Genomic DNA, 12135 nt, shown 5'->3' with positions numbered 1-12135 from the left:
AATTTATTCTACAAATTTAATCTGGTATGAATAGGTATACGTTTTGTCATGCAAACGATACTGTTTATGTGGATAAGCACCCCAGCTGTTATCGCCACCTACGCCTCTTTGTTTTAAATCTATGTGTAGGTATATTTTATCCTTTTCCACAATGATATCCGTGGGATGTGTTTGCGATTTAGTGTCTCCCCCATCTAAGGTTTCAGTAGCCATATTTAAGGCACTAAAACCTAATGGCTGCTCCCCATTAATTTCCAAACCATCGCTATTTTTATCTGTTAAGGTCAGCCACCGTACATCGGTTTTATAACCAGCTTCTTGTGGCCTAATGTATGTCCAAGTAAATTGATTAGCGACCTCATCGTTATATATTCCTAAAAAAGCGGCTGTATTTCTATCGGAATAATTTTCCCATGGACCACGACCGTAGTAGGTTAAATTATCAAAACGGCCATCCACAACCATTCGCATACCAAAGCGTGGTAATTCGGGCAATTCCTTAGCACCCATATCGATATGGGCAGTCACCTGTATAGCGCCATTGTTTTTAATTACATAATCTACGGTATAAGGAACCTGTAATTCTGAAATACGAAACTCTGCCTTAATTGGAACGCCTTCCTTTGTTTTCTTGCCAACGGTTACATTTTCAAGCTTTATATTTTTATGGGCATTCTTCCACGTGCCTAAACGTTCCGGCATTTTATTACCATAATCGTTATCGGTTGGCGCTCGCCAAAAATAAGGCTCTGGAAAGTTTAAGATCGTTTTAGAACCCTTTTTAACGGATGCATACTTTTTTAATTTGCCTGTAGCTAAATCAAATTCTCCATTAACAAGGTTGTTAGAAAATGAAAGTACCTTGTCTTCAATTTTGAATACGATATCACCCTCATTTGCTTGTTCTGAATCAAAATAAGTTGTAGTTCCTAATGAAAATTGCTCGCGAGCTACTTCATGATTTTCAGGAATGCTTTTTGTTGCATTTTTTGTGAATGCATAGACTTCCATATAATATTCTTTATTACTTTCCAAAACAGGAAGTTCTAAAGCAATTTCTTTACTTTCATTTGGTTTTGCTGAAACTTGAAATGTTTTTTCTTCAACAACTTTACCATTGGCCTTTAAAATCCATTTGAAATTACACTGATTTAAATTGCTGAAATTAAAACGGTTTGAAACTACGAGCCTATTATTTTCTTTCAGCTCAAATTGAATGTCTTGATATACTTTTTTTACTTCAAAAAGTCCCGGATGCGGCATTCTATCTGCAGTTACCAATCCGTTAGCACAAAAATTTTGATCGTGTTGCAAGTTTTCGCCACCTAAATCGCCTCCATAAGCCCAAAACATACGACCATCTGCAGTTTCGGTTTTCAAGCCTTGGTCTACCCAATCCCAAATAAAACCGCCTTGCATTTTTTTGTTGGTGCTTATAATATCAAAATATTCCTGAAAATTACCATTACTGTTTCCCATGGCATGCGAGTACTCACACATAATAAACGGACGTGGGTCGTTACCATTGGCATAGTTTTTCATTTTATCAATGCTTGGATACATGGGTGCAACAATGTCTGTATTCATGTCCTCATGGGCTTGTTCAAACGTTACAAAACGTGTGTTATCGCGCGCTTTCAGCCATTTATAAGCATCATAAAAAACAGGTCCGTTGGCACATTCGTTACCCATAGACCAAAGAATGATTGACGTATGGTTTTTGTTCTGTTCCAACATCCTTTTTATTCTATCTAAATGCGCTGGTGCCCACTCTGGTAAATAGGCAGGGTGTTTCGTTTTATCTAAACTTTCCTGCTTTTCTACACCCATGCCATGTGTTTCAATATTGGCTTCATCGACTACGTACATGCCATATTCATCACACAAGGTGTACAAATACGGATCGTGAGGGTAATGGCTCATTCTTATGGCATTGATGTTATTTTGCTTCATCAATTTAATATCTTCCAACATGGTTTCCCTATCTGGGGCATGCCCTTTTATACCATGGTGTTCGTGCAGATTTACACCGTTTACCATTAAAGGTTGCCCATTAACCATCAATTGGGAATCTTTAATTTCTACCTTTCTAAAACCTATCTTTTTCGAAATAACCTGAGATGTTTTTTTATCAGATAATTTTAATACATATCGGTATAAATTGGGTGTTTCTGCACTCCATTTTAAAACATCCTTTAGTGTTGTTGAAAAATTAATGGTATGGGTTGAAGGGTTTATTTTCCTTTCTTCGGAATATACAACTTTACCATATGAATCTAAAAGACTTAGGGAAATCGATTGGTTTTTTGAAGGTTTGGCTTCAAACTTTCTTAAATCTACAACTACTTTGAAGATGCCATCTTTATAAGCATCATCTAAATTGGCTTCAACAGAGTAATCCCAAATAGTCGTTTTCGGCATGGCTTGTAAATACACATCACGTTCAATACCACTTAAGCGCCAAAAATCCTGGTCTTCTAAATAACTACCATCATGCCAGCGAAATACCTGAACTGCAAGTAGGTTTTGTCCTTTTTTTATGAACTTGGTAATATTAAATTCCGCAGCAGTTTTTGAAGCTTTCGTCATTCCAACTTCATTTCCATTTACAAATATTCTAGCGTATCCTGAAATAGACCCAAAATTCAAAACAATTTCTTTGTCATCCCAATCATCAGATATGGTGAACTGCTTTCTATAACTGCCAACAGGGTTATAGCTCCCATCTATATAGGGAGGGTTTCTAGGAAACGGATACACAATGTTGGTATAAATAGGGATATCAAAACCTTGTAATTCCCAATTAGAAGGCACGTTAATAGCGCTCCAATTAGAATCATCTAGGTTGACATCATAAAAATCCAGTGGTCTGTTTGCAGGTTGCTTTACCAAAGTAAATTTCCATTCTCCATTTAAACTTTGATAGAATTTAGAGTTTTCTGGGAGGTCTGTAAGCGCCGATGTTTCTTCTTCATATAAAACAAAAGACGCTCTTCCGGTTTCTTTATTGCGATCTACAACCGTTGGGTTTTCCCATTCGTTGGCTTTGCTTTGTGCAAAACTTAAAGATACAAGTATTAAAAACAGCGGTGTTAAAATTAATTTTCTCATTTATAATTTAGTTGAATTTAATTAATGAACTATTTTTTTAAAATTGGGACTTCGACAAGCTTAGTCTGACATTGGGAGTTCTTATTGGATATATTGTTTATTCGTTGATTCGTTGATTTGGTTTGTTACACGTAAATTATTGACTATTGACTATTATTATTGATTATTGTTTAATTCGGTTATTAACAACTAACTATTGACTACTGACTACTAGCTACTGACTACTTGGCTATAACATGCCCTCAATCTAAAAACCGATACATTTCTGAGGCTGCCAATAAAAAAGCTCCCACACCAAAATCGGCTGTGGAATTAATATCCACTACCTGACCGGGTATCGCTTTTTCACCAATGGGTTGTACATAACCTACGGCGCCATTTTCCTGTAAAGCTGTATTTTTTAAATAATCCCATGCTTTTTTGACCACTGGCAAATAAGTTTCTTTATCTAAAATGCCCTGATTTATGCCCCATAAAAACCCATACGTAAAAAAGGCTGTACCGCTAGTTTCTGGTCCAGGCGCGTGTTCTGTGTCTAAAATACTACGTGTCCAGTAACCTTCCTGTTGTTGTGCTTTAGCTAAGGCTTTTGCCATATCCTTAAATCGGTTGATATAGTCTTGTTTATATTTAGCAGTATTTGGCATGTCTTGAATTATTTTAGCATATCCTGCAAAAACCCAACCATCGCCACGTGCCCAAAAATCTTTTTTACCATGGGCGCTTTTATGTTTTGGATATACATATTTAGCATCACGATAATAGAGTTTTGCGTCTTCATCATACATAATACTATCGGCATAAGATAAATACTCATTTAATTTTTCCAAGTAAAGTTCATTACCTGTAACGTTATACATCTTGGTCATAACGGGCATCACCATATACAAACCATCTGCCCACCACCAATAATCGGTTTGTGGGGTACTCATTTCATATGCCATAACCTCCCGTGCACGAGCAATTTTAGAAGGATCATTTTTTCCCGTGATATTATAAAGGTCAATATACGTTTGAAAACAAATTTGCCAATCTCCAAAGAGTACATGCTTTTCTGTTTCACCATAATCATATTTCCATTCGGATTTATTTTGGGACTTGGCACCCATCCATTCATTTTTAGCTGCCCAAGTTAACGAATAATTAAGATAGTCTATGTTCTTAGTTACTTTATAAGCCTCCATATTTCCTGTATGGTATGCCGCAACATGCCAAAAAGCATTGCCAAGATCTGGATGGTTTTCCTGCCAATATGTATTGACTTTATGAATTATTGATATGACTTCTTTCTTTGATTGGTTCATTGTTTTTTCTCTTACAGCACTACCACAGCTAGTAAAAAGTAGTGTTGCTAGTATGGCGTTTGAGAAAAGTAGCATTTTTAAATTCATATGTAATTATTTTTTAAAGGTCGTATGGTATCGCTTTAATCTTCATTGGCATTTATGTTTCTGAATTATAACGATTTCATAGTTTTTCTATTGGCTTATGATTGGTATTAAATTTTATTATGGCTAATAATCAATGAATCTTTTGAGGTTTTTCACCGTTAAAATCTTTATTTCTGAAGCTTTCTTTTCAGCCACACCTTCTCCATCTATTTGAATGACGTTTTGTAAAAAAATATGGAGTTCTTTTTTGTCTTTCCATAGGGCGATATCGTAATTTGGTTCCCATTGCCCTACGCCCTGCTCATTTAAATCAACTACCTTCCATGGTAATTCTTCATTTAAAAAAGAATAAGCCAAAGACACTTTATTGCCTCTTTCTTCATCTCTAAAAAGTATAGAAATCAATGTTTGCTTTTTAGTATCCTCAATTAAAATATCCGGACGTGCGATAGGGATCTTTTTGGTACCGCCACCACCTAATGAAAAGGGCATTTTTCTAAAACCCGTACTTACCTTCTTCCAGTTATTATTTTTTAAATAAACCATTTGGTATTGCGGAATCGTTGCTTCGTTGAAGTAGGTAACGATATATGGATTACCATTGCTATCGGTGCTCATTGCTGTTTGGTTGATGAGATTGCTGTTTTGAGGGATTTTCCAAGCCATTTCAGCTGTGGCTAGCGTGATTGGTAATTTATAGACTTCCCCCGTAGATTTTTCCCAAGTTTTACCGCCATCTTTAGAGCGCGCATAGCATAAATCATGATTGGTTTCTACACCCCACGTTTCTCTCCAAACCCAAGATATATGGATAACGCCATAGGCATCTATACATACTTGCCAATAAGCGCTTCGTTTATCTTCACCGTCAATAAGATTGCTTTGTAATTGCGACCACTTTTTAGTGCTAATATTATAGGAATTAATAACCAAATTGCCTCTTCCAGATTCTCCTGACCTATAGAAAAAAACTAAATTTCCGTTTGGCAGATTATAAAATTCAGGATAAGTTACTTTATCTTCCTGAAAGCCCGTCATGAGGACTTCTTTACCGAGTTCTAATCCCAAAGGCGCTTTACTTATAGCGTATCTAAGTTTGGTGTTATGGTGGTCCCAACTTACATGTAAATACCCCGAACCATCAACAGCGATACTTATACTATTATGAGCGTCTTTTATATTTCCTTTATAAGGGGTTTTTAATGTAGTCCAGTTGGAGGATTTAATGTGCCGCTTTCCTAAAATCAAAGAGCCTTCTTGATTGTAATACGCTGTAAATTGAAAGTCTTTATAAGTGGTAAGTGCATTTTTTCTAAACTTTACTGTGTTTACGGAATTACTACCCCACCCATTCCCGACAGATGTGTATGCTATATTTTTGGTACACGCCATCAAACACATGCTGCACAAAGCTAATAGCAAATAATTTTTTAAAGATAAAATCAATTTATTTTTCTTTATTAATAAAAGTCCATTTTTAATGAGCGCTTGGTGGGCTTTTGTTGATACTTACACGTAATAAGTGTTAAAATTACATTTTTAAAATTAATTGTTCAAATATCGGCATATTATTAATTTTTAGCGTAACCAATTCAGCAAAAAAGGGGGTATAAAATGTTCATCTTTTTAAATATAAAACTACACTAATAATTTATGTGTTAAAACATTACACAATTTGATATTGTTGGTTGTTAAGTCGGTTATTATTTGAATTTACTGTAAAATAAATATACTTCAACTTTAATAATAGCAATACAAGAAATCACTACTTATTTTGAATGAAAATAAACTATATTTTAATTGCCTTTTCTTACTGAAAAACCCATCCTTTCTTACTTTTTTAATTTAATTTTAGCACCTAATTAAATAAATAATTAAATAGAATGAAATTATCAAAAATTACCCTTTTACTTATTGGAACTGTTTTATTAAATAGCTGTGCATCGCCTTATAAAATGATCAACCCTAAAAGCTTAAATTATCTTTCAAGCAATAAATCTGATGATGTTTTACTGGAATATAAATATGATTTATTAGACAAAAAATATGCAAAAAAAGAAGATAAAAAAGATGTCAAGTTAGTTGCAATAAAAGTCACCAATAATACTGATAGAGATTTAATTTTTGGAAAAGACATCAAACTAACTTACGAAAATGGAAGTGAAATTTATATCATGGATAATCAATCCACATTTAAAATGCTTAAACAAAGTCCAGCAACGCATTTGTTCTATTTACTTTTAACGCCCGTGAATTTATATACCACTAAAACAAATGGATACGGCATGCAAGAACAAACAAGCTCTACGCCTATTGGTTTAATATTAGGACCTGGTTTAGCTGCTGGAAACATGATAGCTGCTGGTTCTGCCAATAAAAAATTCAATAATGAAATGCTGGAATATAATATTAATGGTAAGTCTATATCTAAAGGTGAAACTGTTTATGGATTAATTGGTGTTAAATCTGAGTCTTTTAATTCCATTAAAGTGAAAGTAGAATAACTTTTTAAAGCTAATTATATAATTATGACGAGGGAAGAACATTTAAAGTTTTGCAAAAAATGTACAAACATTGAAGGATATAAAACTAAAGATTATATGATAAAAAGCAATGGTGGGATTAGCCGTTTTGATAACCAAATTTTATAAACATAATTTTTCAAAGAAAACATGGATTAGTCGAGAACTGATTAATGTATGTATCTTTAGCATTTGTTTTTTGTTAACTTATTATCCTACAAGATTTTTAATAGTTCTCTAAAACCAAAAAAATTAAACTTAAAAACTATTCAAAATTTAAAAACCAGCTCTTCGAAGTCTGTGACTTCGAAGCATAGTAAATACTAAAAGCAATTTTAATAAAATAAACACAAGCTGTATTAAATAAAGCTAATCACAGCCTTTTATTTTGTGTTATGATATAATGCGAAGTTTAACATAGCAACGTTTGTCCGAACAAAGGGCGAACAAACCTGAAATAAGACTGCTTTAATACCTACATTTTAAAATGCCTTTTGTTTTTTGTAGGTGGATTTTTATTATATTCGTAAAGATATAAATGATGTAATTGCAATTGAATTGTTTTTTATTGTGGTTATATGGTTGTTAGGCATAAAATGAAAAAAATAAAAAGAGCTTTATACATTTATTTAATATTTCTTTTTCTATCTGTAATCACTAGTGCTTGCTGTAAAACAAATTATCAGATAATAGGAAATGGAAGCATTACGGCATATGATTCTGAATCAGGCGAAACTTTTACAGAAGATATAATAGGCACTATAATTGGAGGTTTTAGAATAGATGTAAATCATGAGATATCGATAGCAACTGGAACTGACTTTAATTTGAGTTTTATACAATCCGCATATGCAACTAGCTGTGGAGAAAATTATGAAAATGATTTAGATGGTAGTACTTTAAAAATCAGTACAAATAAAGATTTTATTTATGATGGTATTCTAATTGAGCAAGGTTCAAATTTGACTGATATAGAAGGCCTTGATTATGACTTTGGATTTGGTGGTATTTCGGTAAGATTTAATGAAGAGTTTGTAAATAGAATGGAATTCATAAATGAGGTTTATGAATTTAAATTTGAGATAAGCACAACTGATGGAATGGAATTAGTAAATATTATAAATTTGAAATTTGAAATCGAATAAAGCCAATGCCTAGTCGAGTAGACGGCTCCACCAGCTTTTCGAAGTCTGTGACTTCGAGCCAATAACCAACCTTCCTTTACTTAACAATTTCAATAAGATAAATACAAGCTGTATTAAACAAAGCTAATTACAGCTTTTTATTTTGTGTTATGATATCATGCAAAGTTTTAAACTTCGCATAAGCAATGGACTAAGAAAATCTGTAGAACAAACTCGAAAAAATGCACCTTATTTTTTTACAGAAAAATCGAAAATGAAATTGTTGAAATCGTTAGAATTCTCCATCAAAGGATGGATATTAAAAACCGACTGAAATAAAACCTACTTCATATACTTCCCCTTTTTACTACCCGCATACATTTCGTATTTAACCAAACGTGCTTCCAGTTTGGCATTAAACAAATGTATTTTACGTGAAGGCCTTAACCCCACATGTTTTAATGCATCGAGGTTGCTGGTTATAAACCAAGCATCGGTATTCGGGTAATTCTGCTTTAGGGTATCGCCTATACTTTTGTAAAACTCCTGCATATCTATATTTAAACGCTCGCCATACGGTGGGTTAAATACCATGTGTAATTTGGCATCGCCTCCTTTTTGGGTTTTAAAGAAGTCTTCATGCTTTACTTCTATAAAATCATCCAATTGGGCATTTTTTACGTTTTCAATGGCTTTGGCTACCGCACTTGGTGCTTTATCATAACCTACTATTTTATGATGAAAATCGCGGGTTTTACCAAGTAACGATGCTTCAATTTTTTCAAATAAATCGACATCCCAATCGTTCCAGCGTTCAAAAGCAAATTCTTTACGCATCAGGTTTGGGGGGATGTTACAAGCTATCATGGCTGCTTCAATAAGCATGGTACCCGATCCACACATGGGATCCATAAAATCGGTTTGACCGTCCCAACCCGATAACATAATCAATCCTGCTGCCAATACTTCGTTTATGGGAGCTATATTGGTCGCTAATTTATAACCACGTTTATGTAGGGAATCGCCCGATGAATCTAACGAAATGGTACATTGGTGTCTGTCTACGTGTACATTGACTTTTAGGTCGGGAAATTTTAAATCGACATTAGGGCGTTCGCCTGTAGTATCGCGAAACTTATCTACTATGGCGTCTTTGGTTTTTTGTGCAATGTATAATGAGTTTGTAAATAATTCGGAGTGAATAGTCGCATCTACAGCAATAGTCCCTGTGGGTTTTACATACTGTTCCCAAGGCATTTGGTAGAGTTTGTTATATAAGTCCTGTTCGTTATTTACGGTAAATGTATGAATGGGTTTTAATATTTTTATAGCGGTACGCAACCCTAAATTGGCTTTGTACATAAACCCTTTATCGCCTGAAAAAGACACACTCCGTACCCCTGTTTTAACATCTTGCGCACCTAGTTGCGTCAGTTCGTTTGCCAATAAATCTTCAAAACCAAATAACGTTTTGGCCAACATATTAAAATTTTCTTCCATTTTTTATCTCGAATAGATTGCAAAAATAATGTAATTTTGTGGCAAACACGATGTTTATTGAAATTTAGGTTAAGGATTGTAGCGGCATCCTTTTGCGAAACGTAGGAACAATACACTTTTATTGAACCGAACGTATATGGATAGTAAGATCCCGAAACAAGTTAGGGACTGCTTCGCAGAAAGATACAGCGAAAAGCCTGACCCCCTTTTTGGGGTAACCTCCAAAAAAGACTAAAAGATTCCTGCCTTCGCAGGAAGTACCTATGAATAAAGACACAAGCACATGGTTTACCTCTTGGTTTGATACACCATTTTATCATATTTTATATAAAGATAGAGACGATACCGAGGCGCAACATTTTATGGATACGCTTACGGGATATTTGAATATTCCGGAGGGTGGAAAAATACTGGATTTGGCTTGTGGCCGCGGGCGACATGCGGTGTACTTAAACTCTTTGGGGTTTGATGTTACGGGCGCCGATTTGAGCGAAAACAGCATTAATTACGCCAAACAGTTTGAAAACGACACCTTGCATTTTGAGGTTCACGATATGTGCAAACCTTTCAATAAACCTTTTGATGCTATTTTTAATCTGTTTACCAGTTTTGGGTATTTTGATAAAGATGAAGACAATTTAAACACCATAAAAGCGATTAAAGCCGATTTAAACGCTGTTGGTTTTGGGGTGATTGATTTTATGAATAGTGAATTTGTTATTGATAATTTAGTGCCCGAAGAAGTAAAAACGGTTGATGGGATTGATTTTAACCTAAAACGCTATATGGAAGACGGTCATATTGTAAAAGATATTAGTTTTACTACCAATGGCGAGGATTATAATTTTCAGGAACGTGTTAGAGCATTTACTTTAGCCGATTTTGAAGCTCTTTTTGAACAGGCCGGTGTTTATTTATTAGATGTTTTTGGTGACCATAAATTGCGTAAGTTTAACGCGAAAACATCGGAACGTTTGGTGATGATTTTTAAATAGAAGTGATTTAAACTTTTTTGATTGAAGCGAAAAATGATGATTTTTGTTCCATATGAAGGCTTTTTTGAAATGCATAGCAGTGCTACGAAGTAAAAAAAAAGACAAAGAATGGGACAAAAAGGGCATTTTTTTAGCCAATTGAAAAAAGTTTAAACCACTTCATCGAATTAATTAAATTTTAAGTAGGTTGTTTTTAAATGAATAAATTTCTTTTTCCTATACTGGCTGTAATTTTAGGCTTTATTTTAGCTGCCATTACCAAAAATCAAAAATCGTGGAATACCAAGCTACTACTTTCTTTTAGTGGTTCGTTTTTATTAGCATTAACACTTTTTGAACTGCTCCCTGAAGTATATGAACACTTAGACGCCAAACGTTCTGGGTTGTTTATCATGTGCGGTATCATGCTTCAAATTATATTGGAGTTGTTCTCTAAAGGTGCCGAACATGGGCATGTACACATTCACAAACACGACACCGCATTTCCGTGGTCGTTGTTCATTAGCTTGTGCATACATAGCTTTTTAGAAGGTTTTTCTATACACGACCACAACGATATGGTTTATGGTGTTTTGGTACATAAAATCCCCATTGCTGCACTGATTTCAATGTTTTTAATACAATCGCATTATAGCAAAACACAAATTGCTGGGTTTTTACTGGTTTTTGCTTTTATGACCCCTTTAGGCACTTTTATAGGCAATACGTGGGAAGCTCTTGCCGTTTATTCACAGATAATTAATGCCTTTGTTATTGGTATATTTTTTCATATTTCTACCACCATTTTATTTGAAAGTGGTGACGGACATAAATTTAATTTATCGAAGTTTATATCTATTGTTGTAGGTGTTGGGGTGGCTTTTTTGGTTTAGGCTGTAGGCTGTAGGCTGTAGGCTGTAGGCAAAATTCACATTTTAACACATAACTCTGAACTTTGAACTCATAACTCTGAACTCTAAACTTATAACTTTTTAACCTTATAACTTTTTAACTTCAAAAACAGTGTTTAGTAAAGAAGAATCTAGATTATTACGGCAGGAATTTTGGACGAGCTTCGGGAAATCGTTCCCACGGAAATGGATTTTGTATGATACAAAATTAAAAGGGTTTAGTTTTAAGTTTCATTTTGATACGAAAATAGCGTTAGTAGCTCTTGATTTGGAAGATGATTTGGAATTTCGCATTAAATACTGGGAGAAACTGGAGGCTTTAAAATCGATTCTTTTAGATGATTTTTTACCTGAAGCTATTTTTGAAGAGGTATATATACTTGACAACGAAAAAGAAATTTCTAGAATTTATGTGCCTTTAGAACAAAAAGTATCCATTCACAATAAAAATACCTGGCGTGATGTGATGGTGTTTTTCAATGAAAAAATGCACTTATTTGAAGCCTTTTTTGAGGAATATAGAGAGGTGATTGAGGGTTAGGTCTTGGGTCTTAGGTCTTGAGTCGGATGAATCGTTAATTCTTAATTCATAATTCATAATC

At 34.2% G+C, this 12135-nt stretch carries 9 protein-coding genes; 5 read left to right on the top strand and 4 right to left on the bottom strand.

Annotated elements, in window-relative coordinates:
• Positions 1 to 3: 3 nt before the first annotated feature.
• From ACGLWY_RS14870 to ACGLWY_RS14860, 3 genes are all read right to left on the bottom strand, one after another.
• Positions 4 to 3111, bottom strand: coding sequence for a glycoside hydrolase family 2 TIM barrel-domain containing protein (locus ACGLWY_RS14870; RefSeq protein ID WP_396620460.1), 3108 nt, complete (start codon positions 3109 to 3111; stop codon positions 4 to 6).
• A 242-nt stretch (positions 3112 to 3353) separates the two neighbouring features.
• Positions 3354 to 4502 (bottom strand): glycoside hydrolase family 88 protein, encoded by a 1149-nt coding sequence (locus ACGLWY_RS14865; RefSeq protein ID WP_396620459.1) that lies wholly within the window; start codon positions 4500 to 4502, stop codon positions 3354 to 3356.
• 123 nt (positions 4503 to 4625) lie between these two features.
• Positions 4626 to 5894, bottom strand: a complete 1269-nt coding sequence (locus ACGLWY_RS14860; RefSeq protein ID WP_396620458.1) for a BNR repeat-containing protein — start codon at positions 5892 to 5894, stop codon at positions 4626 to 4628.
• Positions 5895 to 6385: 491 nt separating this feature from the next.
• Between ACGLWY_RS14860 and ACGLWY_RS14855 the strand changes: the two genes are divergently transcribed.
• Complete coding sequence (locus ACGLWY_RS14855; RefSeq protein WP_396620457.1) at positions 6386 to 7006, top strand: hypothetical protein; 621 nt, start codon at positions 6386 to 6388, stop codon at positions 7004 to 7006.
• Between the two features lie 614 nt (positions 7007 to 7620).
• Positions 7621 to 8169 (top strand): hypothetical protein, encoded by a 549-nt coding sequence (locus ACGLWY_RS14850; RefSeq protein ID WP_396620456.1) that lies wholly within the window; start codon positions 7621 to 7623, stop codon positions 8167 to 8169.
• Between the two features lie 321 nt (positions 8170 to 8490).
• On the opposite strand, the gene ACGLWY_RS14845 is transcribed toward ACGLWY_RS14850, so the two are convergent.
• Positions 8491 to 9648 carry a class I SAM-dependent RNA methyltransferase gene (locus ACGLWY_RS14845; protein ID WP_396620455.1) on the bottom strand — a complete coding sequence of 386 codons (1158 nt, stop codon included), beginning with the start codon at positions 9646 to 9648 and terminating at the stop codon, positions 8491 to 8493.
• Positions 9649 to 9911: 263 nt separating this feature from the next.
• Between ACGLWY_RS14845 and ACGLWY_RS14840 the strand changes: the two genes are divergently transcribed.
• The 3 genes from ACGLWY_RS14840 to ACGLWY_RS14830 all read left to right on the top strand — a co-directional run bounded on the left by ACGLWY_RS14840 (position 9912) and on the right by ACGLWY_RS14830 (position 12074).
• The gene (locus ACGLWY_RS14840) at positions 9912 to 10643 is read left to right on the top strand and encodes a class I SAM-dependent methyltransferase (protein WP_396620454.1); all 732 of its coding nucleotides are present in this window, start codon (positions 9912 to 9914) and stop codon (positions 10641 to 10643) included.
• Positions 10644 to 10840: 197 nt separating this feature from the next.
• Positions 10841 to 11515 (top strand): ZIP family metal transporter, encoded by a 675-nt coding sequence (locus ACGLWY_RS14835; RefSeq protein WP_396620453.1) that lies wholly within the window; start codon positions 10841 to 10843, stop codon positions 11513 to 11515.
• A 130-nt stretch (positions 11516 to 11645) separates the two neighbouring features.
• The gene (locus ACGLWY_RS14830; RefSeq protein WP_396620452.1) at positions 11646 to 12074 is read left to right on the top strand and encodes a DUF4268 domain-containing protein; all 429 of its coding nucleotides are present in this window, start codon (positions 11646 to 11648) and stop codon (positions 12072 to 12074) included.
• Positions 12075 to 12135: the final 61 nt, after the last annotated feature.

The sequence above is a fragment of the Mariniflexile sp. HMF6888 genome (assembly GCF_044335535.1).
GTDB lineage: Bacteria > Bacteroidota > Bacteroidia > Flavobacteriales > Flavobacteriaceae > Mariniflexile.
Note: the sequence above shows the minus strand (reverse complement) of the source record. Positions and strands in the feature narration are given on the sequence as shown.

What these genes read in the sequence shown, in the direction of transcription:
- ACGLWY_RS14870 (WP_396620460.1), bottom strand. Translation starts at nt 3,111, where the DNA reads ATGAGAAAATTAATTTTAACACCGCTGTTTTTAATACTTGTATCTTTA.
- ACGLWY_RS14835 (WP_396620453.1), top strand. Translation starts at nt 10,841, where the DNA reads ATGAATAAATTTCTTTTTCCTATACTGGCTGTAATTTTAGGCTTTATT.
- ACGLWY_RS14865 (WP_396620459.1), bottom strand. Translation starts at nt 4,502, where the DNA reads ATGAATTTAAAAATGCTACTTTTCTCAAACGCCATACTAGCAACACTA.
- ACGLWY_RS14860 (WP_396620458.1), bottom strand. Translation starts at nt 5,894, where the DNA reads ATGGCGTGTACCAAAAATATAGCATACACATCTGTCGGGAATGGGTGG.
- ACGLWY_RS14845 (WP_396620455.1), bottom strand. Translation starts at nt 9,648, where the DNA reads ATGGAAGAAAATTTTAATATGTTGGCCAAAACGTTATTTGGTTTTGAA.
- ACGLWY_RS14850 (WP_396620456.1), top strand. Translation starts at nt 7,621, where the DNA reads ATGAAAAAAATAAAAAGAGCTTTATACATTTATTTAATATTTCTTTTT.
- ACGLWY_RS14840 (WP_396620454.1), top strand. Translation starts at nt 9,912, where the DNA reads ATGAATAAAGACACAAGCACATGGTTTACCTCTTGGTTTGATACACCA.
- ACGLWY_RS14855 (WP_396620457.1), top strand. Translation starts at nt 6,386, where the DNA reads ATGAAATTATCAAAAATTACCCTTTTACTTATTGGAACTGTTTTATTA.